The organism is Nocardioides sp. NPDC127514 (assembly GCF_040302125.1).
Taxonomy (GTDB): Bacteria; Actinomycetota; Actinomycetes; order Propionibacteriales; family Nocardioidaceae; genus Nocardioides.
Genome location: NZ_JBEORF010000008.1, coordinates 23,877 through 48,945 on the forward strand (window position 1 = coordinate 23,877; position 25,069 = coordinate 48,945).

The 25,069-nt window shown below is 70.9% G+C and carries 27 protein-coding genes; 10 read left to right on the top strand and 17 right to left on the bottom strand.

Annotated elements, in window-relative coordinates; all coding sequences use genetic code 11:
* The 4 genes from ABTX24_RS07965 to ABTX24_RS07980 all read left to right on the top strand — a co-directional run bounded on the left by ABTX24_RS07965 (position 1) and on the right by ABTX24_RS07980 (position 2,851).
* Positions 1 to 528 (top strand): flavin reductase, encoded by a 528-nt coding sequence (locus ABTX24_RS07965; protein ID WP_201451193.1) that lies wholly within the window; start codon positions 1 to 3, stop codon positions 526 to 528.
* Between the two features lie 14 nt (positions 529 to 542).
* Positions 543 to 815, top strand: a complete 273-nt coding sequence (locus ABTX24_RS07970; RefSeq protein WP_350838672.1) for a hypothetical protein — start codon at positions 543 to 545, stop codon at positions 813 to 815.
* Entirely contained in the window at positions 812 to 2,080 is a 1,269-nt protein-coding gene (locus ABTX24_RS07975; RefSeq protein WP_350838674.1) for an amidase, read from the top strand. Before ABTX24_RS07970 ends, ABTX24_RS07975 begins: the two co-directional genes overlap by 4 nt.
* 117 nt (positions 2,081 to 2,197) lie before the next feature.
* Positions 2,198 to 2,851, top strand: coding sequence for a response regulator transcription factor (locus ABTX24_RS07980; protein ID WP_350838676.1), 654 nt, complete (start codon positions 2,198 to 2,200; stop codon positions 2,849 to 2,851).
* Between the two features lie 7 nt (positions 2,852 to 2,858).
* Here the strand turns inward: ABTX24_RS07980 and ABTX24_RS07985 are convergent, their stop codons facing one another.
* The 8 genes from ABTX24_RS07985 to ABTX24_RS08020 form a co-directional block, all read right to left on the bottom strand.
* The gene (locus tag ABTX24_RS07985) at positions 2,859 to 3,425 is read right to left on the bottom strand and encodes a nuclear transport factor 2 family protein (protein WP_350838678.1); all 567 of its coding nucleotides are present in this window, start codon (positions 3,423 to 3,425) and stop codon (positions 2,859 to 2,861) included.
* Between the two features lie 110 nt (positions 3,426 to 3,535).
* A complete protein-coding gene (locus tag ABTX24_RS07990) occupies positions 3,536 to 4,597 on the bottom strand; it encodes a fatty acid desaturase family protein (RefSeq protein ID WP_350838680.1) in 1,062 nt (353 codons plus the stop codon).
* Positions 4,598 to 4,602: 5 nt separating this feature from the next.
* On the bottom strand, positions 4,603 to 5,430 hold the full coding sequence (locus ABTX24_RS07995; protein WP_350838682.1) for an ABC transporter permease: 828 nt from the start codon (positions 5,428 to 5,430) through the stop codon (positions 4,603 to 4,605).
* A gap of 1 nt (position 5,431) precedes the next feature.
* Complete coding sequence (locus ABTX24_RS08000) at positions 5,432 to 6,172, bottom strand: ABC transporter ATP-binding protein (protein ID WP_160026487.1); 741 nt, start codon at positions 6,170 to 6,172, stop codon at positions 5,432 to 5,434.
* A complete protein-coding gene (locus ABTX24_RS08005) occupies positions 6,169 to 6,984 on the bottom strand; it encodes an alpha/beta hydrolase (protein ID WP_160026486.1) in 816 nt (271 codons plus the stop codon). The genes ABTX24_RS08000 and ABTX24_RS08005 overlap by 4 nt, the downstream gene beginning before the upstream one ends.
* A gap of 103 nt (positions 6,985 to 7,087) precedes the next feature.
* Positions 7,088 to 7,750: a response regulator gene (locus tag ABTX24_RS08010; protein ID WP_350838685.1), complete on the bottom strand. Its 663-nt coding sequence runs from the start codon at positions 7,748 to 7,750 to the stop codon at positions 7,088 to 7,090.
* Positions 7,747 to 8,937 carry a sensor histidine kinase gene (locus tag ABTX24_RS08015; protein ID WP_350838687.1) on the bottom strand — a complete coding sequence of 397 codons (1,191 nt, stop codon included), beginning with the start codon at positions 8,935 to 8,937 and terminating at the stop codon, positions 7,747 to 7,749. The genes ABTX24_RS08010 and ABTX24_RS08015 overlap by 4 nt, the downstream gene beginning before the upstream one ends.
* A 128-nt stretch (positions 8,938 to 9,065) precedes the next feature.
* Positions 9,066 to 9,530, bottom strand: a complete 465-nt coding sequence (locus ABTX24_RS08020; RefSeq protein ID WP_160026483.1) for an SRPBCC family protein — start codon at positions 9,528 to 9,530, stop codon at positions 9,066 to 9,068.
* 96 nt (positions 9,531 to 9,626) lie between these two features.
* Here ABTX24_RS08020 and ABTX24_RS08025 point away from each other — a divergent pair, with 96 nt between their 5' ends.
* Positions 9,627 to 10,097, top strand: coding sequence for a winged helix-turn-helix transcriptional regulator (locus tag ABTX24_RS08025; protein ID WP_160026482.1), 471 nt, complete (start codon positions 9,627 to 9,629; stop codon positions 10,095 to 10,097).
* A 61-nt stretch (positions 10,098 to 10,158) separates the two neighbouring features.
* Here the strand turns inward: ABTX24_RS08025 and ABTX24_RS08030 are convergent, their stop codons facing one another.
* The 9 genes from ABTX24_RS08030 to ABTX24_RS08070 all read right to left on the bottom strand — a co-directional run bounded on the left by ABTX24_RS08030 (position 10,159) and on the right by ABTX24_RS08070 (position 20,523).
* Entirely contained in the window at positions 10,159 to 11,460 is a 1,302-nt protein-coding gene (locus tag ABTX24_RS08030) for an MFS transporter (RefSeq protein ID WP_160026481.1), read from the bottom strand.
* A 92-nt stretch (positions 11,461 to 11,552) separates the two neighbouring features.
* Positions 11,553 to 12,659 (bottom strand): NAD(P)-dependent alcohol dehydrogenase, encoded by a 1,107-nt coding sequence (locus tag ABTX24_RS08035; RefSeq protein ID WP_350838689.1) that lies wholly within the window; start codon positions 12,657 to 12,659, stop codon positions 11,553 to 11,555.
* The gene (locus ABTX24_RS08040; protein WP_350838691.1) at positions 12,656 to 14,149 is read right to left on the bottom strand and encodes an aldehyde dehydrogenase family protein; all 1,494 of its coding nucleotides are present in this window, start codon (positions 14,147 to 14,149) and stop codon (positions 12,656 to 12,658) included. The genes ABTX24_RS08035 and ABTX24_RS08040 overlap by 4 nt, the downstream gene beginning before the upstream one ends.
* Before the next feature lies 1 nt (position 14,150).
* Positions 14,151 to 14,294: a hypothetical protein gene (locus ABTX24_RS08045; protein WP_160026478.1), complete on the bottom strand. Its 144-nt coding sequence runs from the start codon at positions 14,292 to 14,294 to the stop codon at positions 14,151 to 14,153.
* A gap of 120 nt (positions 14,295 to 14,414) precedes the next feature.
* A complete protein-coding gene (gene couO / locus ABTX24_RS08050; protein ID WP_350838693.1) occupies positions 14,415 to 15,302 on the bottom strand; it encodes a 4-hydroxyphenyl-beta-ketoacyl-CoA hydrolase in 888 nt (295 codons plus the stop codon).
* Entirely contained in the window at positions 15,299 to 16,825 is a 1,527-nt protein-coding gene (locus ABTX24_RS08055; RefSeq protein ID WP_350838695.1) for an acyl-CoA synthetase, read from the bottom strand. Before ABTX24_RS08055 ends, couO begins: the two co-directional genes overlap by 4 nt.
* 25 nt (positions 16,826 to 16,850) lie before the next feature.
* The gene (locus ABTX24_RS08060; protein ID WP_350838697.1) at positions 16,851 to 17,750 is read right to left on the bottom strand and encodes a 3-hydroxyacyl-CoA dehydrogenase NAD-binding domain-containing protein; all 900 of its coding nucleotides are present in this window, start codon (positions 17,748 to 17,750) and stop codon (positions 16,851 to 16,853) included.
* Positions 17,747 to 19,741 (bottom strand): acetoacetate--CoA ligase, encoded by a 1,995-nt coding sequence (locus ABTX24_RS08065; protein ID WP_350838699.1) that lies wholly within the window; start codon positions 19,739 to 19,741, stop codon positions 17,747 to 17,749. The genes ABTX24_RS08060 and ABTX24_RS08065 overlap by 4 nt, the downstream gene beginning before the upstream one ends.
* The gene (locus tag ABTX24_RS08070; protein ID WP_350838701.1) at positions 19,738 to 20,523 is read right to left on the bottom strand and encodes a crotonase/enoyl-CoA hydratase family protein; all 786 of its coding nucleotides are present in this window, start codon (positions 20,521 to 20,523) and stop codon (positions 19,738 to 19,740) included. Before ABTX24_RS08070 ends, ABTX24_RS08065 begins: the two co-directional genes overlap by 4 nt.
* An 84-nt stretch (positions 20,524 to 20,607) precedes the next feature.
* Between ABTX24_RS08070 and ABTX24_RS08075 the strand changes: the two genes are divergently transcribed.
* The 5 genes from ABTX24_RS08075 to ABTX24_RS08095 are packed head-to-tail and all read left to right on the top strand — an operon-like array spanning position 20,608 to position 24,992.
* Positions 20,608 to 21,027: a MarR family winged helix-turn-helix transcriptional regulator gene (locus ABTX24_RS08075; RefSeq protein WP_160026473.1), complete on the top strand. Its 420-nt coding sequence runs from the start codon at positions 20,608 to 20,610 to the stop codon at positions 21,025 to 21,027.
* A 48-nt stretch (positions 21,028 to 21,075) separates the two neighbouring features.
* A complete protein-coding gene (locus ABTX24_RS08080; protein WP_350838703.1) occupies positions 21,076 to 22,095 on the top strand; it encodes an ABC transporter substrate-binding protein in 1,020 nt (339 codons plus the stop codon).
* Between the two features lie 19 nt (positions 22,096 to 22,114).
* Entirely contained in the window at positions 22,115 to 23,161 is a 1,047-nt protein-coding gene (locus ABTX24_RS08085) for a FecCD family ABC transporter permease (RefSeq protein ID WP_350838705.1), read from the top strand.
* 5 nt (positions 23,162 to 23,166) lie between these two features.
* Positions 23,167 to 24,201: a FecCD family ABC transporter permease gene (locus ABTX24_RS08090; RefSeq protein WP_350838707.1), complete on the top strand. Its 1,035-nt coding sequence runs from the start codon at positions 23,167 to 23,169 to the stop codon at positions 24,199 to 24,201.
* On the top strand, positions 24,198 to 24,992 hold the full coding sequence (locus ABTX24_RS08095) for an ABC transporter ATP-binding protein (protein WP_350713589.1): 795 nt from the start codon (positions 24,198 to 24,200) through the stop codon (positions 24,990 to 24,992). Before ABTX24_RS08090 ends, ABTX24_RS08095 begins: the two co-directional genes overlap by 4 nt.
* The last annotated feature ends 77 nt before the right edge of the window (positions 24,993 to 25,069 follow it).

Sequence of the window (25,069 nt, forward strand, 5' to 3'; positions counted from 1 at the left end):
TTGTCCACCACGACCCATCCCGAGCTGACCCCGACCCAGCGCGCCTTCCGAGCCGCGATGTCGAATCTGTCGGCAGCGGTCAACATCGTCACCACCGACGGCCCGCGCGGGCCGGCGGGCATCACCGTGAGCGCGGCGTGCTCGGTCACCGACAGTCCCCCGACGATGCTCGTCTGCGTGAATCGGTCCAGCTACACCCACGACTTCTTCGTCGAGAACAAGCGGGTCGGCATCAACGTGCTCGGCGCCGAGCACGAGCCGATCGCGATGCGCTTCGCCGGTGCGAGCGACGTCTCGATGGGCGACAGGCTCTCCGAGCCGGAGTGGGAGCACGACAGCCACGGCGTCCCCGTCCTGCGCGATGCCGTCGCGACGGTCATCGGGCGAGTCGCGGACCACCGTTCGCACGGCTCGCACACGGTGCTCTTCGTCGAGGTCGATGCCGTCGACAGCCGCGACGACACCGGCGGCCTCGTCTACTTCCAGCGCCGCTTCCACACCTTGCACCCCACCGAGCTCTCCGCATGAGCCGAAGGAGCGTGATGACGATGGAGGCGGGGGCCCGGATGACGCTGATGTGCTACACCGACACCCACGGGTACGGCTGGCAGCACGTGGACCTCTTCGTCCACGACGCCGCCGGTCACGAGCTCAACTGGGTGCACTGGGAGGTCCCCGGCGACGGCCCCGAGATCGCCGACGAGGTCACCTCCCAGGTCGAGCCGAGCCTGCGGCGGACCTCCGCATGGCGCCATGCCGTCTCCGCGAGCGGGATGGACTACTGGACCGCCGACGCCAGCTGGGAGGACGCATGAGCAGGTCGCTGTGGCAGCCGTGGTCGCTGCGTGACCTCGTCACCGACCTCGCCCGAGGCGCCACCACACCGGCCGAGGCGATGGCCCGCTCCACGGAGCGGATCGCGGCGACCGAACCCGAGCTCGAGGCCTGGGTCGTCCGTCAGGACCCGGATCCGGCCACCGGTCCCGGGCCCCTCGCAGGCGTGCCCCTGGGCGTCAAGGACATCATCGACGTCGCCGGCCTGCCGACCCGGTGCGGCTCCGGCCTCCGCAGTGACGTCCCGCCGGCCGACAAGGACGCGGCGATCGTCGCGGAGTGGCGCCGGACCGGTGCGGTGCCACTGGGCAAGACGGTCACCACCGAGTTCGCCTTCTTCTCCCCCGGCCCCACGGCCAACCCCGCCGCGACCGACCACACCCCCGGCGGCTCCTCCAGCGGCTCTGCCGCTGCCGTCGGTGCCGGCCAGGTGCCGCTGGCCCTGGGGTCGCAGACCGCCGGTTCGGTGACCCGCCCGGCGGCGTACTGCGGGGTCGCGGCTCTGGTGATGACCAACGGTCGTTTCCCGGTCGACGGCGTCACCGGGCTGAGCCCGAGCCTGGACAGCCACGGCGTGTACGCCGCGACGGCCGGTGATCTCGCGCTGGCCTGGTCCGCGCTGAGCGGCGGCCCCGACGTCGCTCTACCTGGCGCGCCCGGGCGAGGCGAGCCGCTGCGCGCGCTGCTCTGGTCGGCCGCACCGATCGGTGTCCTGGACCCGGCGATGCGAGATGCCCTGGAGGCGACCCGGGCGGCGCTCGAGGCGAGTGGCGCCGTCGTTCGCGACTTCCCGGAGGAGCAGCTGGTCGCCGACCTAGCCGCCGCGCACCCCGTGGTCATGGCGTACGAAGCCGCCCGCGAGCGCTCCGCGGAGCTGGCCGCGGCCGACCAGCTGTCCGAGCCGTTGGCCGGGCTGCTGCGTACGGGTGCCGAGACGAGCCGGAGCGACTACGAGGCTGCTCTCGACCTGATCGCGCGGGGTGGTGAGCGGGTCACCGAGCTCCTCGGGGCGTACGACGTCGTGGTCGGTGCCGCGGCCCCTGGACCCGCTCCCCGAGGGCTCGGCGCGACCGGTGACCCGGTGCTGAGCCGGCCGTGGCAGGCGCTCGGCCTACCCGTCGTGACCGTCCCCGGGCTACGGGATGCCGCGGGCATGCCGCTCGGTATCCAGGTGGTCGGCCACCGCCTCGGTGAGGACCACCTCGTGGCCGCAGCGTGCGCCGTCGAGCAAAGCCTGGTGTCCTGATCCTGGGCATATGGCCCGGGTCACACCACGAGCGATGAGTGAAACACGATGACGAAACGGCCGGGTAACAGCGACGACGTACCGTCGACGACCATCCCCACGAACAAGGCGACTCCGATGAGCATCACTGAACTCCCCCGGACGGACACCGCCGCCGCCACGCGTACTCCGGTCGTCCACATCGTCGACGACGACCACGACCTGCGGCAGTCGCTGGTCTTCCTGCTGGAGACCGTCGGCATCGAGGCACTGACCTATCCCGACGCGACCACGTTCCTCGACGAGTACGACGCGACCGAGCCGGCGGTCCTCATCGTCGACGTCCGGATGCCCGGGGTCAGCGGCTTCCAGCTGCAGGAGACACTGCGCCAGCAGGACTACCCGGCACCGGTCATCTTCTGCTCAGCACACGGGGACGTGCCCATGTCGGTGCGGGCGATGCAGCACGGCGCCGTCGACTTCCTGGAGAAGCCCTACGACTCCCAGCAGATGCTGGAGGTCGTCCAGGAGCAGCTTCTCGAGGCGGGCAGGCGGTTCGCCGCCGATGCCGTACGACGCGAGGTGCAGAGCCGGGTCGACCAGCTCACCCCGCGCGAGCTCGAGGTCCTGCGCCTGGTCATCGACGGCCTCCCGAGCCAGCACATCGCCCGGGAGCTCGGCACCAGCGTCAAGACGGTCGACGTCCATCGGGCTCGGATCAAGGCGAAGACCTGCTCCGACAGCCTCGGCACGCTCGTACGCGATGTGCTCCTCTACCAGGTGACCGTCTGAGCTCTGCTCAGGTCGCCATCAGCACAGACGCCGACGGGTAGGACTCCGCCCAGGTCGGCGAGAGCGGCGCGATGAAGACGTTCTCGGTGCGGGTCCGGCTGATCCGCCACGTCCCTTCGACCCGGCGGAAGGCGTTGTTCAGGCGGCTGGAGCGCAGCAGCGCCTTGCCGTCGGAGAAGAGCCACGGCTGGACGTGGATCCACTGACCCTCGGCCTCGTCACCGTCGACGTGGATCTGCTCGGAGGTCAGGTAGTGCGCGTTGAGCAGCAGGGCCGGATCCTGCTTCTCGCCCCAGAACCTCTCGAAGTGAGCGCGCACCGCGGCCTTGCCCTCGGCCCTGCCGAACTGTCCGTCGTAGTACTCCCCGACACCTTCCCAGACCGCGTCCTCGGTGTAGAGCTCCATGATCAGGTCGACCCGCTGAGCATCATCGCTGACACCGAACTCCGGGCAGGGCGTGTCGCAGAGGAACATGTAGCGCGCCTGCAGCCGGCGGATCTCCGCCTCCGACTCGAGGGCCTCCACCCGTCGGAGGAGTGCGGCGATCGTGTCTGTCTCGGGGGTGCTCGTCATGCTTTCACGGTAGGAAGCCCGACCACCCGGCTCCAGTGGCAATGGCCGCAGCTCGATGAGGGAATCCCCTACCCCGTCGCCACGGAGCAGGGGCTCACCTCGCCGCCCGGTCAGCCCGTCCTGTTGACCACGACGAACGGGCAGGCGAAGGGGTCGCGGTCGCCGAGGCCGACGCGGTTGAGATGGCGTACGACGATGGCGTACGACTCCAGGAGACCGGCCTCGGTGTAGGGGACGCCCTGCTCGGCGCAGTAGGCACGGACCAGCGGCTGGGCGCGGCGGAGGCTGCTGCTCGGCATGCTGGGGAAGAGGTGGTGCTCGATCTGCAGGTTGAGGCCGCCCATGAGCCAGTCGACCCAGCGACCGCCGCGGATGTTGCGGGAGGTCAGGACCTGGCGGGAGAGGAAGTCGATCCTGGTGTCGCGCGGGACCAGCGGCATGCCCTTGTGGTTGGGGGCGAAGCTGGCGCCCATGTAGACGCCGAAGACGGCCAGCTGCACACCCAGGAACGCCGCGCCGAGGCCGAGGCCCAGTACCGAGCAGACCAGCACCGGCCAGCCGATGAGCCGCAGCGCCAGGAGCGCTGCCTCCGTACGCCGATGCTTGAGGTCTCGGTCGCCGATCACGGTGCGGACGGCGCCGACATGGAGGTTGATGCCCTCGAGGGTCAGCAGCGGGAAGAACAGCCATCCCTGGCGGGCGGTGAGCCACCGCTTGAGACCTGTACGTCGCTCGACGTCCTCAGGTGTGAACAGCAGGACCGAGGGGCGGATGTCCTCGTCCGCGTCGACCTTGTTCGGGTTGGCGTGGTGGCGGGTGTGCTTGCGCATCCACCAGCCGTAGGTCAGCCCGACGACCAGGTTGCCGAGGATGCGCGAGGCCCATTCGTTCTTCGGGCCCGAGGCGAAGATCTGACGGTGGGCGCCGTCGTGGGAGAGGAACGCCGTCTGGGTGAACAGGACCCCGAAGGCCGCCGCGACCAGCAGCTGCCACCAGGTCTGTCCGAGGGTGAGCAGGGCGATCAGCGCGAGCGCGAAGCCGGTGCCGAGGAGGACGACCCGCCGGGCGTACGTCCTCGGCCTGCGCTCCAGGAGACCCTCCTGCCGGACGCGACTCATCAGCTCGGTGTAGGCGTTGACCTGACGGTGCGCCTGGCTTGGGAGCGTGGTCATCGCGATCACCGCCCCAGGCGGCGCAGCCGCGCCATGGCCAGCGGCAGGCAGACCGCGATGATGGCGACCGGCCAGAGGACGGCCATGGTCAGGGCGTGCTCGCCGACCCAGGTCGTGGCGGCGCCGGCCGTGTTGCCGAACAGCTCGCGGGTGGCGATGACCGTGGAGGAGAGCGGGTTCCACTCGGCGGGAAGCGCGAGCCAGCCCGGCATCAGGTCGGTCGGCACGATCGTGTCGGCGACCATGGCGAGCGGGAAGACGAGGGCGAAGTACTTCATCGCCGCCTCGGGACCGCTGACCAGCAGGCCGAGCAGGATGCCGACCCAGGAGAAGGCCATCCTGAGGAGGATCAGGAGCCCGAGCGCGGCGATCACCCCACCGATCCTTATATGGGCCTGCCAGCCGAACAGGGTGCCGAGCGCCAGCAGGATGCTCAGCTCGACCACGGCCAGGATCACGTCGGCCAAGGCGCGCCCGGCCAGCACCGCCACCGGCGACATCGGCAGGGACCGCATCCGGTCCAGCACCCCGCCGCGTACGTCCTCGGCGACGGAGATCGTGGTGTTGCCGATGCCGAACGCCATGGTGAGCGCGAAGAGGCCCGGGAGCAGGAACTCGCGGTACTCCGCGCCCGGCACGTCCATCGCGACCCCGAAGGCCTCGCCGAAGACGAAGCCGAACATGGCCACGGCCATCACCGGAATCATCAGCGTGCCGAGGAGCTCGTCGGGGCGGCGTACGAGATGGAGGAGGTGGCGCTTGGCCACCACCCAGGTGTCGACCATCGCCCACGTGATGCGTGATCCGTGGACGGTTTCGGTCATCGTGCTCATCTCAGGCCCCCTCGGTGATCAGCAGGAACGCCTCGTCGAGGTCGCGGCCGCCGACGCTGGACTTCAGCTCGGCGGGCGTCCCCTCGGCGACGACCCGGCCGCGGTCGACCATCGTGATGCGTGAACACAACCGGTCGGCCTCCTCCAGGTACTGGGTGGTCAGCAGCACGGTCGTGCCGGAGTCGGCCAGCTCGCGGACCGCGTCCCAGACCTCGAGCCGGCTGCGCGGGTCGAGGCCGGTGGTGGGCTCGTCGAGGAAGAGCACCCGAGGACTGCGGATGAGGCTGACGGCCAGGTCGAGCCGCCTTCTCATGCCACCGGAGTAGCCGCGCACAGGGCGGCCAGCGGCCTCGACGAGGTCGAAGCGCTCGAGCAGCTCATCGGCTCGGGCTCGCGCCTCCCGGGCCCGCATCCGGTACAGGCGGGCGAACATGTCCAGGTTCTGACGGCCGCTCAGGATCCCGTCGACAGCGGCGTACTGTCCGGCGATGCCGATGCGCGCTCGCACGCCTGCCCGGTCACGGGCGACGTTGCGACCGGCGACCCAGGCCTGGCCCGAGTCGAAGCTCGCGAGGGTGGCCAGGATGCGTACGGTCGTGGTCTTGCCGGCGCCGTTGGGGCCGAGCAGGCCGTGGACAGTGCCGGCGGGGACGGCGAGGTCGATGCCGTCCAGCGCGGCGCCGCGGCCGGGGTAGCTCTTGCGGAGTCCCTGGGTCCAGATGGCGGGTTCGTCGGTGATCATGCTGCTGCCTCCATGTCGGCGGTGGATCGTGCGGGTCGGGGTGTGCGCGAGGTCGTGGTGATGCCGGCCGGCGTCACCTCGTCGTAGCGGCCCAGCGAGATCCGGGCGATGTTGAGCAGCGACTCGCTGCCCTCGGCGTAGTAGCCGCAGTGGCCGGGGATGTCGCCGGTGCCGAAGCGGGTCGCGCCGAGCTCGAGCGGCCCGCGCCCGAGACCGAGGCGGCCGACCCGCACCCGCGGGACCAGCCGGATCCGGTCCGTCTCGCCGTACGCGGCCCAGAGCCGGGTGCCGGTGCCCAGCTCTGAGCGCCGCACCGCACCGATCCCCGCGCTGCCCAGCGCCACACAGTCCTCCGCGCGGGCGGAGGCCAGGGCGAGGCCGGCGACGGTCGAGCCGTAGCTGTGGCCGACCAGGGTGAGGTGGGCGGCACGCGGCAGGTAGTGGGTCAGGTTCGCCAGGTCCTGCGCACCGGCGTAGGCCGGGGTGTTGGTGATCGCGTTGTACCACTCCGGCGGCGAGTGGTAGCCCAGCCAGACCACGACGGCCGACCGGCTCTCCGGCGCGATCTCCTGCATCGTACGCAGCAGCAGCTGCCCACGGGAGCGCGGACTGTGGGCCTCGGTGCTGGTGAAGTAGTTGCCGAGGTGGTGGCCGTTTCCGGGCACGATGACCGCGATGTGGTCGGCGGTCGCGGCGTCCCCGAAGACCTCCACGACCCGTGCCCCTCCGGGCGGGTCGCAGGCGAGCAGGCGGGGTCCGATGGATCCGTCGGCCTCGTTGAGGCCGTATCTGAGCGGCGTCACAACTGTCATGGCCGTGACGGTAGGAATCAGGTGTGCCGCCGCGCGTCACTCCCGGGAGCCATTCGACCCCCTACCGGGGTAGTCCGGGATGACCCTGAGGGCTCAAACAGGACTAGACGTGCGGCGCGACCAGGCCGCTCTCGTAGGCGAACACGACGGCCTGGGCGCGGTCGCGCAGGCCGAGCTTGCCGAGGATGCGGCTGACGTGGGTCTTCACGGTCTGCTCGGCCAGGAAGAGCTCGGCGGCGATCTCGCTGTTGGAGCTGCCGCGGGCGATGTTCTCGAGCACCTCGCGCTCGCGCTCGGTGAGCTGTTTGAGCCGCGGGTCGGCCTTCCGGCGGCGCGGGGCGCGGGCGAACTGGGCGATCACCTGTCGGGTCACCGATGGCGAGAGCAGGGCCTCGCCGGCATGGACGACGCGGATCGCGGAGGCGAGCTCGTCGGGCGAGGCGTCCTTGAGGAGGAAGCCGCTGGCGCCGAGGCGCAGCGACTCGTGGACGTACTCGTCGGCGTCGAACGTGGTCAGCATGACCACCTTGGTCTGTGCGGTGGCCGGGTTCTCGGAGAGCTGCCGGAGCGCCTCGATGCCGTCCATCACCGGCATCCGGACGTCCATCAGCACCACGTCGGGATGCGTACGCCGCACCACCTGCAGCGCCTCGGCTCCGTCGGCCGCGGTGCCGACCACCTCGATATCCGGTTGGGTGCTGAGCAGCGCCACGAACCCCGAGCGCACCATCTCCTGGTCGTCGACGACCACGATCTTCACCGTCACGGGGTCTTCCTACCGCGTTTGGTGGGCGTGCGCACGGCGGTTTGGGCCGGGAGCCAGGCCTCGACGACGAACTCGCCGTCGGCTGCTCCCGCGGTGAGGCTGCCGCCCACCGCGCTCGCGCGCTCGCGCATCCCGATCAGCCCGTGACCACCTCCGGTGGCCTCGGTGGCGGGGGCGGCACCTTCGAGCGGGTTGACGACCCGGATCCCGAGGTCCTCCTCCCCCAACGTCAGATCGACACCGACCGGCTCGCGGGGAGCGTGACGGCGGGCGTTGCTGAGCGCCTCCTGCACGATCCGGTACGCCGCGGTGCCGACCTCCGGGGCGACGTCGGTGAGCTCCGGAAGGGCACCGCGCACCTCGACCCGTTGCCCGGTCCCGCGAGCCGACTCGAAGAGCTCACTCAGCCCGTCGATGCCCGGCACCGGGACCCGGCCCGACTGCCCTTCCTCGGTACGCAGCACGTCGAGCACCCCGCGCATCTGCCGCAGCGCCGAGGCCGCCAGGTCGGCGATCTCGGCGAACTCGGCCTCGGCCGCCGGGCTGACGTCGTCGACCCGGTGTGGCGCCGATCTGGCCTGGACGGTGATCAGCGACATGTTGTGGGCGATCACGTCGTGCAGCTCACGGGCGATGCGCGCCTTCTCCTCGACCACCGAGCGGCGCTCGTGCTCCTCGCGCAACGCGCTGCGCGACTCGGAGAGCCGTCGAGCGACGGTTGCGAGGGCACCCAGCAGCAGCGCGAGCGAGGCGTAGTTGGCCACCTCGATGAGTGAGGGGACGAGGTCGTTCCAGGCCATCCCGACCACCGCCAGGACCACCCCGATGGCGACCTGGATGCCGAGGGTGGTCGCCGCCAGCCGCCAGCCGGCGACCAGGGTCAGCACCACCAGCACCAACAGCTGGGTCAGCGTCGGCGGCGGGATCATCCACGGCCACCCCTCCTCGCCCAACCTCGCGACCGCCAGCGCGGCCACGGTCACCGCGACCAGGGAGAGCCCCGCCGCCTCCACCGGACGCCGGAGCGCCAGCGGGATCGAGGCGGCATGCGTGACCCCGATGAGCAGAGCGACCCCGCCCGCGACCTCGTAGGGGTCGGTGGTCAGGACCGCGGCCTCCACGATCCCGAGCACGGTCGCGGCGACGTACAACGCCAGACGACCGCGACCGGGCCAGGTCTTCAACATGTTCAAGTAATACCAGGCACGAGAGCACGCCCGGCGGCGCATCGACCGCTCGAGAAGTGGTCACCATGGGCCCTCTCGATGGCCTCCAGAGAGCCCAAATCGACCACTCTTCGTCTGCGGATGAGGCGTCATCGGCCAACGGCGGCCTTGTCCTCGTCCTGCGTCCGTATCGTGCCCTCACCGGACTCGATCCGGCCCTTCAGGCTGACGGTGATGTAGTGGGTCCAGGCGTCGTAGCAGACGTCGAAGCACTCGTCGCCGCGCGCGAGTCCCTCGTGGGTGAAGGTCACGCGGGTCTGCTCTCCGTCACGGGCGATGTCGAACCGTCCGGTCGTGCCGATCCACTCCTTCTTGTCCGCGATGAAGTCGAGGTAGCCGTCGGTGAACTCCCACACCACGCGCTCCCCCGGGACGAGCTCCGCCACGCGCTGCTTGGAGAAGTGGATGTCCGGCACCAGGTAGAACCACTCGGCGCCGACCTGGTCGGTGGGTCCGGCGATGTGGTGCCCCCACCAGGAACGTACGTCGTTGATGGCCTCGTACGCCTCCTGAGGAGTGGCGTCGACGGTGAAGGTTGCGGTCAGGTCGCTCATGGCTGTCCCCTTGGAATCGATGTGACTTGCATCATGCAAGTTCCACCGTAGACACGGGCACTTTCATCATGCAAGTGATTTGCTAGGGTCGTCCTCGTGCTCGGAAAGACGTACGACGGCCAGATCTGCTCCATCGCCCGATCCCTCGAGATCGTGGGCGAGCGCTGGACCCTGCTGATCCTGCGGGACGCGATCTTCGCCGGCGTCACGCGGTACGGCGACTTCCAGCACAACCTCGGCATCTCCACGAACATCCTGAAGACACGCCTCGCGACCCTCGTCGAGGCCGGCCTGATGACGCGCGACGACGCCGGCGACTACCGGCCGACGGCGATGGCCCAGGGGCTCCGGCCGGCGCTGATCGCGCTCACCGAGTGGGGCGACACGTGGTTCGCACCCGACGGACGGCCCATCGACTACCTGCACGCCGACTGCGGGGAGCCCGTCCACGTCGAGGCCCGGTGCGAGCAGCACGGAGACGTCCCGCCCGACCAGGTCGTGGTGCGGCCCGGGCCGGGCATGCCCGCCGAGTACCTGGCAGCCCGGCGACCGATCCGAGAACGATGACCACCCCATGGCACAGCAGAGCCCGCCGCGAATCGTACGGCGGGCTCTGCTGCATGGGGTCTCAGGCGTCGACGAGCTCTCGGTCGCTGGTCTCGCCGAGGCGGACCAGGGAGAACACGCTCAGCAGGCAGAACGCCGCGATGACGGTGGAGAGCATGACGGTGCTGGCGCCGGCCTTCTGCAGCGAGGCGAAGAGGAGCGGCGAGAGGCCCGCGCCCATGCCGGCGAGCTGATAGCCGAGCGAGGCACCGGTGTAGCGCGACGAGGTCTTGAAGACCTCGCTCATCAGCGCCGCGAGCGGGCCGTAGAAGGCCGCATGGATGACCGACTGGCCGAGCACGACCGCCAGGACGAGCAGCGCGACCGACCCGCTGTCGAGCATCGGGAAGAGCAGGTAGGCGAAGACCGCGGTCGCGACGGCGGCGGTGAGGACCACCGGCCGGCGGCCGACCCGGTCGGTGAGCGCGGACCAGCCGATGATGCCGATGACCGCGCCGGCCGAGGAGACCGTGAGCGCGTTGAGCACGGTCGGGCGCTCGAAGCCCGCCCCGAGGGCGTAGCTGATCAGGAAGGTAGTCAGCGTCCCCTGCACGACGAAGGCACCGAGTCCGATGCCGACGGCCAGCAGGAGCGTACGCGGGTGGTTGCGGAGGACGTCGAGCAGCGGCGTACGCGCCTCCGCCTTCTTCTCCTTCATCGCCTCGAAGGCGGGCGACTCGGTCACACTGAGGCGGATCCACAGGCCGACCGCGAGCAGCACGATGCTCAGCAGGAACGGCACCCGCCAGCCCCACGCGGTGAACTGCTCGGGCGTGGTGACCGTGGCCATCAGCGCCATCACCGCGGTCGAGAGGACCATGCCGGCCGGGGCGCCGGCGTTGGTGAACGAGGCCCACAGCCCGCGGCGGGAGGTGGCGTGCTCGGCGGTGATCAGCACCGCGCCACCCCACTCGCCACCGATCGCGACACCCTGGATGACCCGAAGCAGGACGAGGAGAACCGGCGCGGCCGCACCGATCTGCCCGTACGTCGGCAGGCAGCCGATCAGGAAGCTGACCACACCCATGATCAGCATCGTCAGGACCAGCATCTTCTTCCGGCCGAGCCGGTCGCCGAAGTGGCCGAAGACCACGCCGCCCAGCGGGCGCGCCAGATAGCCGGCGGCAAAGGTGCCGAAGGATGCGATCGTGCCGGTCACGGGGTCGAGGTTGGAGAAGAAGACCTCGTTGAAGACCACGGCCGAGGCGGTGGAGTAGAGCAGGAAGTCGTAGTACTCGATCAAGCTGCCCGTGAAGCTGCTGGCGACGATCCGGCCCATCTGCGTACGTGGACCGGTCGTGCTGCCACCGGAGGTGAGGGTCATGTGGGGGCTCCATTCAGGATTCCTGTTTATCAGGATTCCTGTCGATTCTGGGTGATGTACGTCACGCCTGTCAAGGAGCCCCCACGACCCGGCTAGAAGGTGAGCACAGGTTTCACCGTGGCGCCCGAGACCATGTCGGCGACGGCCGTCTGGATCTCCTCGAACGGGTAGCGCCGGACCAACCGGTCCAGTGGCATCCGTCCGTCGGCGACCAGTCGCGCGAGTGCGGGGATGAGCGTGCGGGTCTCGGCGTCGCCGAGGGTCAGGCCAGTCACCCGCTTGCCGGGCAGCATCGCGTTCACGTCGAGCCCCACCTCGGTGCCGAACGGCGGCGCGCCGACGATGACCGCGGTGCCCCGGGCACGCAGGGCGTCGACGCCCTGGCGGAGCACGCCGGTGTTGCCGGTCGTCTCCACGACACCGTCCGCACCACCTCCGGTCAGCTCCGTCAGCGCGGCGGTCAGGTCGTCGACCTGGCCGGCGTCGATGACGTCGGTCGCCCCCAGCTCGCGCGCCAGCCCGAGCCGCTCGGCCACCCGGTCCACCGCGATGATCCGGGTGGCCGGGGTCAGGCGCGCGGCCATCACCGCAGACAGCCCGACCGCACCCGCGCCGAGGACCACCACCGAGGACCCCGGGCGCGGGGCGAGCACGTTCCAGACCGCACCGACACCGGTCTGCACGCCGCACCCGAGCGGGGCGAGCAGGGACAGGTCCGCCTCGGGATCGACGCGTACGGCGCTGCGCTCGTCGACGACCGCGAGCCGGGAGAAGGAGGACTGCCCGAAGAAGTGGCCGCCGATCGCCTTCCCGCCCCTGCTCACCGGGGAGGCGCCGTCCAGGCGCGCGCCTCCGATGAGGTTGGTGGGAAGCCAGACGTCGCAGTACGCCGGGTGGCCGTCACGGCACTGGGCGCACGTCCCGCAGGAGCTGAACGACAGCAGCACCTGGTCGCCGGGCGCAAGGCTGCGTACGCCGGATCCGACCTGCTCGACGACGCCGGCGCCCTCGTGCCCGAGAACGCCCGGGAGCGGGAACGGCAGTCCACCACTCGCTACGCCGAGGTCGGTGTGACACAGCCCGGCGGCGACCATCCGGACCAGGATCTCGTCGGGGCGGAGCGCGTCGAGCTCGACGTCTCCGATGGTGAACGGGGCGCCGGCGGACTCGACCACCGCCGCCTGGGTCGTGGTGCTCATGACTGCTCCCCGGTCGCGGGGCTCGTGGGCGGCAGCGAGATGACGACGGATCGGACCTTCGTGTACGCCTCGAGCGCCTCCGGGCCGTACTCGCGGCCGAAGCCGGACTGCTTGACGCCGCCGAACGGCACCGCCGGATCGAGCATCGCCCAGTCGTTGACCCAGACGATCCCGGCGTCGAGCCTGCCCGCGACCCGGTGCGCCCGCGTGAGATCCCGGGTGTGCAGCCCGGCCGCCAGCCCGTACGCCGTGGAGTTGGCGAGCGCGACGGCCTCGTCCTCGTCCGCGAACGACTGCACCGTGAGGACCGGCCCGAAGACCTCCTCGTTGACCACGCGTGAGTCCGCGGGCAGGCCGGTGATCACCGTCGGCGCGTAGTAGAACCCGTCGGCGAGGTCGCCTCCGAGCTCCGGACGCTGGCCGCCGGTGACGACCTGGCCGCCCTCCTGGCGGGCCAGGGCGACGTACTCCTCGACCTTCTTGCGGTGCTGGTCGCCGGCCATCGGACCGATGACCGTCGCCGGGTCGCGCGGATCGCCGAGCGGTACTCCGGGGACGGCGTGCCGGAGGATGTCGACCACCGTGTCGTGGATCTCCGCGGCGACGAGCAGCCGCGGTCCGGCCATGCAGAACTGACCGGTGTTGAAGACGAAGGCCTTGATCACGGCGCCCACGGCGATCTCGATGTCGGCGTCGGCGAAGACCAGGTGCGCGCCGTTGCCGCCGAGCTCCATGGTGACCGGCTTCAGGTGCTCGCCCGCGACGCTCGCAGCCCGGCGGCCCACGGCCGTCGACCCGGTGAACGCGACCTTGTCGACTCCGGGATGACGCAACAAGGCGTCGCCGGCCTCCGGGCCGGTTCCGGTCACGACGTTGAGTACGCCGTCAGGCACCCCGGCATCGACAAGGAGTCGAGCCATGAACAGCGCACTGAGCGGAGTGTCGTCGGCCGGCTTGTGCACGACGGTGTTGCCCGCCGCCAGCGCGGCCGCGATCTTGGTGCTCGACAGGATCAGCGGGAAGTTGAACGGCGTGATGGCTCCGACCACGCCCAGGGGCTCGCGCCGCGTGTAGGCGAGGGCCGGGATGGGCGTATCCCGCACGGACCCGTCGAGGGTCTGCGCCAGCGCGGAGCAGTACTCGTACTGCTGGGCCACTGTCTCGACGTCGACGTGTCGGGCCAGCGTCACGGGCTTCCCGACGTCTCGGCTCTCGACCTCGACCAGCTCGTCGGCCCGCTCGCGGATCAGGTCCGCGACACGGTGCAGGATGCGGCCGCGGTCGCGCCCGCTCATCCGGGGCCAGGGCCCGGTGTCGAAGGCCTCCCGGGCGGCGGCCACCGCGGCGGCGACGTCAGCGGCGTCGCCCGCGGGAACGCTCGTCAGCACCTTGCCCGTGCTGGGATCGGTCACGTCCATCCGGCGGCCGCTCACCGAGTCGGCCGGCCGGCCGCCGATGAAGAGCTGCTGGGCATCGTACGTGGCGGGCATGTCAGAGCCCCTTGCCGCGATGCGTCCCGACCGCCGGCCGAGGGTCGTAGACGGGCCTGGGGCGGCCGGTGGGGGCGCTGGCGAGGATCCGGCCCATGTGCGTCCGTGGGCCGGTCGGGCATCTGCCGTCGGGAATGAGGGTCATTGCGGGGCTCCGTTCAGGATTCCTGTTTATCAGGATTCCTGTCAATGCTGCGTGATGCCCGCCACCCCGTCAATAGATGCGACGGTCAAAACCCTGGTGGGCCCGGACTTGACCCCGGGCTCAGGCCAGTCCGAGCAGGCGGATCGCGTTCTCCTTCAAGAGCAGCGGACGGACCTCGTCCTTGATCTCGAGCTTCTCGAGGTCGCTGAACCAGCGGTCGGGGGTGATCACCGGAAAGTCGGAGCCGAACAGCACCTTGCTCCGAAGCGGTCCGTTGAGCTGCTTGACCAGCTGTGGCGGGAAGTACTTCGGCGACCAGCCGGACAGGTCGATGTGGACGTTGGCCTTGTGGGTCGCGATCGAGATCTGCACGTCGACCCAGGGGACGGCAGGGTGCGCCATCACGATCTGCAGCTCCGGGAAGTCGGCGGCAACGTCGTCGAGGAGCAGCGGGTCGGAGTAGCGGAGCCTGATCCCGCGACCGCCCGGCAGGCCGGCGCCGATCCCGGTCTGGCCGGTGTGGAAGAGCGCGACCACGCCGAGCTCCTCCAGGGTCGCCCACAGCGGGCGGTGCTCAGGGTCGGCCGGGGAGAAGGCCTGCAGGCCGGGATGGAACTTGAAGCCGCGTACGCCGTAGTCCTCGGCGAGACGACGGGCCTGCTTCACCGCGGCCTCGCCCTTGCGGGGGTCGACGGAGCCGAACGGGATCAGTACGTCGGCGTGCTCGGTCGCGCGCTCGGCGATCTCCTCGCTCGACAGCGGCGGATGGTCGAGGCCGGTCGAGGCGTCGACGGTGAAGATCACCGCCGCCATGTCGCGCTCGCGGTAATAGGCGGCGAGGTCGTCGACGGTCGGTGTGCGTGGGTGGTCGCCGCGGAAGTACGCCGCCGAGGCGTCCATCAGCTCCTGGTCGAGCGAGAGGTGACCGTGATGGTCGGCCTCGACGTGGGTGTGCATGTCGAGGGCTCGGATCGAGGCGGTGTCGACGCGGGGCTCGTAACGGGTCATCGGGTGGTTCCTTCCGGGGTGCCGTACAGCTCGCGGACCCGGGACTTCAGCAGCTTCCCGGAGGCGTTGTGCGGGATCTCGTCGACGAAGACGACGGCCTTGGGGATCTTGTAGCGGGCGAGCCGTCCGTCGAGGTGTTCGAGCAGGTCGGACTCGGTGAGGGCGGAGTCGGGGCGGCCTACGACGACGGCACGGCCGACCTCGCCCCAGCGCTCGTCGGGGACGCCGATGACGGCGGCCTCGGCGACGCCGGGATGGGTGTAGATCGCCTGCTCGACCTCTGCCGGGTAGACGTTCTCGCCGCCACTGATGAACATGTCCTTCACCCGGTCGACCACATAGAGGAAGCCGTCGTCGTCGACCATCGCGACATCGCCCGTACGCAGCCAGGGCCCGTCGAAGGCAGCCTCCGTCGCTGCTCCGTTGTGCCAGTAGCCGGGAGTCACGTTGGGGCCGCTGACGTGCACCTCACCCGCCTGGCCGGGCGTCGCCTCCTCGTTGCCGGGCGCCACGACGCGTACGTCGGTGAAGAAGCAGGGGGTGCCGGCCGAGCCGAGCTTGTCGAGGCCGTCGCCGGCGCGCAGCATGGTCGTGCCCGGGGAGGCTTCGGTCAGGCCGTAGCCCTGGATGATGTGCAGGCCACGGCTCTGCCAGGTGTCGAGGAGCGTGCGCGGGATCGGCGCACCGCCGCTCAGGGCCGAGCGGAGGCTGTCGAGGTCGGCGGTCGCCCAGGTCGGCTCCTGGGCGAGCGCCTGGTACATCGAGGTGACACCGAAGAGCAGGGTGACCCGCTCCCGCTCGATGGTGGCGATCGCGGCGGCCGGGTCGAAGCGGGCCGCGATGAGCGACGTACCGCCCTTGAGGAAGGTCGGGAGCAGCACCTGGTTGAGCGCGGCGGTGTGGAACAGCGGGGCGGTGACCAGGGCGATCTCATCGGAGCGGACGTCGACGTCGACGAGCAGGTTGAAGGCGTTCCAGGCGATGTTTCCGTGCGTCAACATCACGCCCTTGGGGCGGCCGCTGGTGCCCGAGGTGTACTGGATCATGAAGACGTCGTCCAGCCCGACCTCGACGTCGATCCGCTCCTTCCACGGCACCGCGAGCGCGTCCAGCCCGTGACCGCCCGCGGCCTTGAACCGGTGGCTCGGCAGCCCGAGGGCCGCGACCGCCTCGGATGCGACCGCCTCGTCGAAGTCGTCGGCGTGGACCAGCAGCGCCGGCTCGGCGTCGGAGAGGATCCAGGCCAGCTCGGGCGGCGCGAGCCGGGTGTTGAGCGGCAGGAAGACCGCCCCCAGCCGGGCGGTGGCGAAGAGCGTGACCGCGAGCTCGATCGAGTTCAGGCCGAGGAAGGCGACCCGGTCCCCCGGAGCCACGCCGCGGGCACGGAGTCCGTGGGCGACCGCATCCACGAGGCGGTCGACCTCGGCGTACGTCACCACCGCGTCGTCCTGCACGAACGCCCGCGCGCCAGGGGTCATCCGGGCCCGCCGGGCGGGCCATGATCCGATGCCGCTGTCCAACATGTCGATCCTCGTTCGTCTCGTGGGCTCAGCCGAGCCCGAGGTCGGTCTTGATCTCCAGCAGTCGCCGCAGCGCCTGGTCCCGGCGCCCGACGAGGTCCTCGGCAGAGGTGCCGTCGAGCTCCTCGTCGACCCCGTCGACCAGCTTCTCGACCAGCCCTGCGGTGAGCTCCGGATGACCGAGGTCGTCCCACCATTCGACCATCGGCGGGCCGAGATGCTCGAGCACGTGCCCCAGCCCGCCCGGGCCGCCGGAGAGGTGCTGGGTGGCGAAGGGACCGAGCAGGGACCAGCGCAGCCCGGGGCCGTCGGCGATCGCGGTGTCGATGTCGGCGACCGAGACGATGCCCTGGTCGACGAGGTGGTACGCCTCGCGCCACAGCGCCGCCTGGAGCCGGTTGGCCACGTGCCCGGGCACCTCGCGGCGGATGTGGATGGGACGTTTGCCCAGGTGGCGCAGGGTGTCCAGGGCCGCCTCGACGGCCTTCGTCGACGTCGCCGATCCGCCCACGACCTCGACCAGCGGCACCAGGTGCGGCGGGTTGAACGGGTGCGCGACGAGCACCCGCTCCGGATGATGGGTGCAGGCGTCCTGGAACGTGCTCGGCATCAGCCCCGAGGAGCTGCTGGTCAGCAGTACGTCGGGAGCGGCCGCCGCGTCGAGCGCGGCGAAGATCTCGCGCTTGACGTCCAGCCGCTCGGGTCCGCTCTCGAGCACCAGGTCGGCGGCCGCGCCGACCTCCGCGAGGCTGTTCGCGAACCGCAGCGATCCCTCGGGGATCTGCGCCCGCAGCCGCTCCTCGGCGCCTTCGGCCGGATCCCAGGCGACCACGTCGAGCCCGTGCTCGAGCCCGAGCACCACCCAGCTGACCCCGATCGCGCCCGTGCCGACGACCCCGAGCGTACGAACGTCCTCTCCGCTCCTCATACGGTCCTCCTGCTCAGCGCGCCCGAGGTCGCCAGCGCGACGAATGGGTCCAGGGACGCCGGGTCGGCGAGCGCGTCCCGGCTGGCGACGTCCTCAGGACGTACGCCCTGCAGGATGCGCTTGGCCGGCAGCTCGAGCTTCTTGCCGGTGAGGTTGCGTGGCACCGCAGGCACCTCGATCACCTGGTCGGGGATGTGCCGCGGGGAGAGCGCCGACCGCAGCGCGCGGATCAGTCGGGCCCGGAGCGCGTCGTCGAGGCGGGTGCCCGCGTCGGTGACCACGAAGAGCAGCAGCTCGCCGTTGCCCCCGTCGGGGTCCTCGAGGTGGACGACCAGCGAGTCGGCGACACCGTCCACTTCCTCGGCGACGCGGTAGAACTCGGCGGTGCCGAGGCGTACGCCGCCACGGTTGAGGGTCGCGTCGGAGCGACCGGCCACGTGGCAGCTGCCGTTGTCGTGGAAGAGGATCCAGTCGCCGTGACGCCAGACGCCGGGATAGTGGTCGAAGTAGGCGCTCCGATAGCGGCTGCCGTCCTCGTCGCCCCAGAAGCCGACCGGCATCGAGGGCATCGGCGAGGTGATGACGAGCTCGCCGAGCACGCCTGTGACCGGGCGGCCGGACTCGTCGTAGGCGTGGGCGTCGACGCCGAGGCAGCGGCCCGAGATCTCGCCGGCGTAGACCGGGAGCAGCAGGTTGTTCTGCACGATGCCGGAGCAGACGTCGGTGCCGCCGCTGCCGACGTTGATCTGCGCCCCCGGAAGCTGGTCCCGCAGCCAGGCGTAGCCCTCGGGCGGGAGCGGCGCCCCGGCCGAGCCGAGGACGCGAACCCGCAGGTTACCAAGGTCCTTCAGGTCGACGTCGGCCTTGCGGCAGGCCATCACGAAGCCCGGGCTGGCACCCATCACCGTCGCCCCCGTCGACGCCGCGAGCCGCCACTGCCAGGTCAGGTCGGGGTGCATCGGGTTGCCGTCGACCATGACGATCGAGGAGCGGACCAGGAGCGAGGAGACCAGCGCGTTCCACATCATCCAGGCGGTGGTGGAGAACCAGAGCATCCGGTCCTCAGGCCCCATGTCCCAGGAGAGCGCATGGTTCTTGAGGTGCTCGAGCAGGATGCCGCCGTGGCCGTGGACGATCGCCTTCGGCCGGCCGGTCGTGCCGGAGGAGAAGAGCACCACCAGCGGGTGGTCGAACGGCACCGGCTCGAAGACGAGCTCCGCCCCGGGCTCGGAGTCGAGCAGGGAGGTCCAGGAGAGCGCGCCCTCGACGCGATGCGGGCCGTACTCGACGTCGACCACATGGCGCACTGACGGCAGCTCGGCCCGGATCTCAGCCACCTGGGCACGCCGGTCGATGTCCTTGGCCCCGTAGCGGTAGCCGCCGGCGACCAGCAGCACGACCGGCTCGATCTGGGCGAAGCGGTCGATCACGCTGCGCGGCCCGAACTCGCTGGCGCAGCTCGCCCAGGTCGCGCCCAGGCTGGCGGTGGCGAGATAGGCGACCAGGGCCTCGGGGATGTTGGGCAGGTAGCCGGCGACCCGGTCGCCGCGGCGTACGCCCAGGCGCTCCAAGGCGGCGCGCGTCCGGGCCACCTGGTCGCGCAGGTCGCCGAAGGTCAGCTCGACGTCGTCACGCGTCTGCGACCGACCGAGCACCGCGACCCGGTCGAGATCCTCGTCGGTGCCGAGCGCATGCTCGGCATAGTTGAGCAGCGCTCCCGGGAACCAGCGCGCTCCGGGCATCTCGCGCGAGGCGAGAACGGTGTCGTACGGAGCATGCGACCGCACCTCGAAGAACTCCCACACCGCCGACCAGAAGCCGTCGAGGTCGGTCACCGACCAGCGCCACAGCTCCTCGTGGGTGGTCATCTCCAGGTCGCGCTCGCGGGCGAGCCAGGCGAGGAACTCACCGACGCGGGAGGTGGAGAGCACGTCCTCCGGAGGCGTCCAGACGATGTCGCCCTGCTCGATCTGCTGCTGGGTCGTGCTCACTGGTCCGTCACCTTCCTGGCCCGGCCGTCGAGGAAGTCCTGCATCCGCCCCTTCGCATCGTTGGTCCCCTGGGCGATCGCGGCCATCAGCGACTCCATCAGGAAGCCGTCGCGCGGGTTGGCCTCGGCGATGCGCGGCAGCGCCTGCACGACGGCGAAGTTGGTCTGCGGCGCGTTCTGGGCGATCCGGCCGGCCAGCTCGAGGGCGGTCTTGCGGCCGGTGCCGTCGGCGACCACGTACTGGCTCAGGCCCAGCCCCAGCCCCTCCTGCGCGTCGTAGCGCCGGCCGGTCAGCATCATGTCGGCCATCCGGGAGACCCCGATGAGCCGCGGGACGCGCACCGAGGCGCCGCCGCCGACGAAGAGCCCGCGCTGTCCCTCGGGCAGGGCGTAGAAGGTGGACTCCTCCGCGACCCGGATGTGCGCGGCGGCGGCGAGCTCGAGCCCGCCCCCGACCACGGCGCCCTTCAGCGCCGCCACGACCGGGACCGGCCCGAACTCGATCTTCTCGAAGACCCGGTGCCACATCCGCGAGTGGCTGACCCCGGCGAGGGTGTCCCGCTCGGTCATCTCGGACAGGTCGAGCCCGGCGCAGAAGTGGTCGCCGTCCGCGTCGATGACGACGGCGCGTACGTCCGGCTCGAGGCTGTCGAAGAACCGCTCGATCCCGAGCACCGCCTCGTCGCTGAGCGCGTTCCGCTTCGCGGGCCGGGCGAGCGTCAGCACCGCGATGTCGTCGACGCGCTCTGCCCGCAGGGCATCGGGCAGGGGGGCTCCGAGCATGATGAACTCCTCATGATTGACAGGAATCCTGATAATCGCAGAAGTAGGCGCCGCCCGCAAGCGAAGCGATGCTTGAATGACCGCATGACCGACGCACCCCTGCTGCTCTACGTCGTCAAGCAGCTCGAGCTCGCGACCCGAGCCCGCCTCGACGCCGTCCTGAAGGAATCAGGGGTCACGGCCCTGCAGTACACCGCCCTCTCGGTGCTCGAGCGCCGCCCCACGATGAGCGCCGCCGACCTGGCTCGCGCCTCGTTCGTACGCGCCCAGTCGGCCGCCGATCTCATCGGCGCCCTCGAGCGCCGTGGCCTCATCGAGCGTCGCATCGACCCCGACAACCGGCGCCGGATGCTGATCAGCCTCACCACCGAGGGCCGCGCCTTCCTCGACGCGTACGACCCGCGCGTCGAAGAGCTCGAGGAGCAGATGCTGGCCGAGCTCGGACCCGAGGACCGTGAGTCGTTCCGTACGTTCCTCGACACCGCACGCCGGGCACTTTCCTAGTCGACGATCTCCATCCCACCCGAGGTGAAATTAGGTTAGCCTCACCTCATGAGACCCCACCTCGTCACCGCCACGGCCGCTGCCCTGGTCCTGGCTCTGTCCGCCTGCTCCTCCGACATCGCCGACGACGACGGCGCGAAACCGGCCTCGGGTGCGTCCTCGGTTCCCGACGGTCCGTGGAGCTTCACCGACGGCTCGGGTGAGGTCGTGAAGCTCGACGAGGCACCGACCCGGATCATCGCGCACGCACCGGCGGCCGCCGCGCTGATCTCCTACGGCATCCGCCCGGTCGGCATCTACGCCGACGAGCCGGTCGAGACCGACCCGAACCTGGACGGCGTGGACCTGACCGACATCGAGGTGCTCGGCGAGGAGTGGGGCTCGATCGACGTCGCCAAGGCGTCCACGCTGAGCCCGGACCTGATCGTCGCCGACTGGTGGCCGGCGGAGAAGGCCCACTCGGGGCTGGAGAACGGCACCAAGGCGAAGAGCAAGAAGCTCGCCGAGCTGGCTCCGGTGGTCGGCCCGTCCCAGGGTGGCTCGATCCTCAACCTCGCCGAGGGCTACGAGGATCTCGCCGAGAGCCTCGGCGCCGACGTCGAGGACTCCCAGGGCGCCAAGGACAAGGCGGCCTTCGAGAAAGCCCGCGACGGCTTCATCACCGAGATGAAGGACAAGGACCTGACCGCGCTCGCGGTCTCCCCCGCCGACGACCTGCTCTACGCCGCCAACCCGGAGTACGCCCCGGAGCTGCTGGACTTCACCGAGTGGGGCCTGCAGGTGGTCACGCCGGACTCGCCGGACCCGGACTTCCCCTACTGGGAGAACCTGAGCTGGGAGAACGCCGACAAGTACCAGCCCGACGTCCTGCTGATCGACAGCCGCACCTTCGTCGACGCCAAGAAGACCGCCGAGGGCCAGCCGACCTGGACGTCGATCCGCGCGGCCCAGGCCGGCCAGGTCATCGAGTGGCCCGCGTTCTGGCTGCACACCTACGGCGACTACGCCGAGGCCCTGACCAAGCTGACCGCCGACCTGGCCGACGTCGACGACACCATCGGCGACTGACTCCGGCGGAGACCATCCGGTGACCAGTTCTGTCGCCACCGCGACACCCGCACCGGTACGACGGCGAGCCTCCGGGCTCGCCGTCGGCCTGCTGCTGCTCGTCGCGCTCGTGCCCGTCCTCGCCTTCCTCAGCGTGACCCTCGGGTCGCGCGACATCGCACTGAGTCAGGTCCTCGACGCCTTCCGCCACTTCACCAGCGCCTCGTCGGTCGAGGACACCGTGACCGTACGCCTGCGGGTGCCCCGGACCGTGCTCGGACTCCTCGCGGGCGCGGCTCTCGGGCTCGCCGGCACCCTGCTGCAGGGCCTGACCCGCAACGCCATCGCCGACCCGGGGATCATGGGCGTCAACGCCGGGGCGGCCTTCGCCGTGGTCGGCTCGATCACCCTGCTCGGCATCGGCTCGCTCGGGTTCCACGTCGTCGCGGCGTTCGCCGGGGCGATCGCGGCGACCGTGCTCGTCTACTCGGTGGGCTCGCTCGGACGCGACGGCGCGACGCCGGTGAAGATGGCCCTCGCCGGGGCCGCGATCACGGCCGGGCTGACCGCGGTGACGACTGGGCTGCTGCTCACCGACCTCGACGCCCAGCAGCAGTACCGCTTCTGGCAGGTCGGCTCGCTGGCCGGCCGCTATGCCCCGATCGTGACGGGCGTGGCTCCGTTCCTGCTGGTCGGCATCGTCCTGGCGCTGCTGTGCGGACGCTGGCTCAACGCGCTGGCCCTGGGCGACGACGCCGCGCGCGGGCTGGGCGTCTCCCTGACACGTACGCGCATCCTGTCGTTCCTGGTGGTCGGGCTGCTCTGCGGCGCCGCGACCGCCGCGTGCGGCCCCATCGTCTTCGTCGGTCTGGTGGTGCCGCACGTGGCGCGGTTCCTCTGCGGTCCGGACCATCGCTGGGTCCTGCCCTACTCGATGGTGCTGGGTGCCCTGCTGCTGCTCGGCGCGGACGTCCTCGGCCGCGTCCTGGGCGGCACCGGAGAGCTCCAGGTCGGCGTGGTCCTCGGCATCATCGGCGCCCCGTTCTTCGTGCTCCTCGTCCGCTATGCCCGGCTGGCGGACCTATGAGCGTCATGCCCCAGACCGTCACGGCCCTGCGGCGTACGCGGCGCAGCCGTCGGGTCCGCGCGGGCGTCGTACCTGTTGTCCTGCTCGTCGTCGCCACCGTCCTGGCCCTGCTCACGCTCTGCTTCGGCTCGGTCCAGCTCAGCCTCGACCAGGTGCTGGCCTCGCTGCTGCACCTGCGCGACCACGCCGCGGTCGACTTCATCGTGCGCGACCTGACCGGTCCACAGGTCAAGGCTGCCGTATGCGTCGGGCTGGCCCTCGGCGCCGCCGGCACGATCTTCCAGCAGCTGCTGCGCAACCCGCTGGCCTCGCCCGACTTCGTCGGCATCTCCGCGGGCGCGAGCGTCGCGGCCGTCGCCGGCATCGCGGTGCCTGCCCTCGGCGGGGTGAGCATTCCGCTGCTGGCCTTCGGCGGCGGCCTGGTCACGGCCGCCGTGATGTACGTCCTGGCCTGGCGCGACGGCATCACCGGCTATCGCTTCGTGCTGATCGGGATCGGCACCGCGGCGTTCTGCACCGGCGTCACCGGCTATCTCCTCACCCGCACCTCGCTCACCGAGGCCCGGGCCGCGCTGCACTGGCTGACCGGATCGATCGGGCAGGCCGGCGACGCCGAGAACAACGCGCTGCTGGTCGCCATCGTCGTCCTCGTTCCGCTGGTGCCGCTGCTCCAGCGGCTGCTCCGAGCCGTCGAGCTGGGCGACGACACCGCCCGCGGTCTGGGCGTACGCATCGAGGCGACCCGGCTCGCTCTGATCGCGACCGGCGTCCTGCTGACCTCCTTGGCCACCGCGGTCGCCGGCCCGATCGCGTTCGTCGCCCTCGTGGCCGGGCCGATCGCCGACCGGCTGCTCGGCAGCGCCCGCGGCGGCATCGTCGCCGCCGGTGCGGTTGGGGCGATCGTGTGCCTGGTCGCTGACTACGTCGCGATGAACCTGCTGCCGGTCGAGGTCCCGACCGGCGTCGTCACCGGCGCCGTCGGCGCGCCGTACCTGCTGTGGCTCATCGCCACCACCAACCGGAGAGGGATGGGCGGATGACCGACACCATCAGGCCGCGGCTCGCGGCGCGCGAGCTCACGCTGGGCTACGACGACCGGGTGGTCGTCGACCGGCTCGACCTCGACGTCCTCGACGGGCGGGTGACCGCGATCGTCGGCGCCAACGCCTGCGGCAAGTCGACGCTGATGCGGGGCCTCGCCCGGCTGCTGCGTCCGTCCGCCGGCGAGGTGCTGCTCGACGGGACCCCGATCCTCGACCGCGGCTCCCGCGAGGTCGCCCGGATCCTCGGCCTGCTCCCGCAGAGCCCGGTCGCCCCGGACGGGATCACCGTCGGCGATCTGGTCTCGCGCGGCCGCCACCCGCACCAGGGCTGGTTCCGCCACTGGAGCGCGCGCGACGAGGAGGCGGTCGCCGAGGCCCTCGCGGCGACGGACACCGGCGAGCTCGTCGACCGCCCGCTGCGCGCTCTCTCCGGGGGCCAGCGCCAGCGGGTGTGGATCGCGATGGCGCTCGCCCAGCAGACCGATCTATTGCTGCTCGACGAGCCGACGACCTACCTCGACATCAGTCATCAGGTCGACCTGCTCCGGCTGCTGCGTACGCTCAACCGGGAGACCGGGCGCACCATCGTCACAGTGCTGCACGACCTCAACCTGGCCTGCCGCTACAGCGATCACCTCGTGGTCATGGCCGACGGCCGGATCCTCGCCGAGGGGCCACCGGCCGAGGTGGTCACCGCGGAGGTCGTCGACAAGGCGTTCGGGCTGCCGTGCGTCGTCGTGCCCGATCCGGTCGCCGGTACGCCGATGGTGGTTCCGGCGGGCGACTGAACCGCCGTCCCGGCCGGAGGAGACCCGGTTGAAGGTGGCTACGCCGGCCACGATGAGGGCCAGTGCGACGGCGAGGC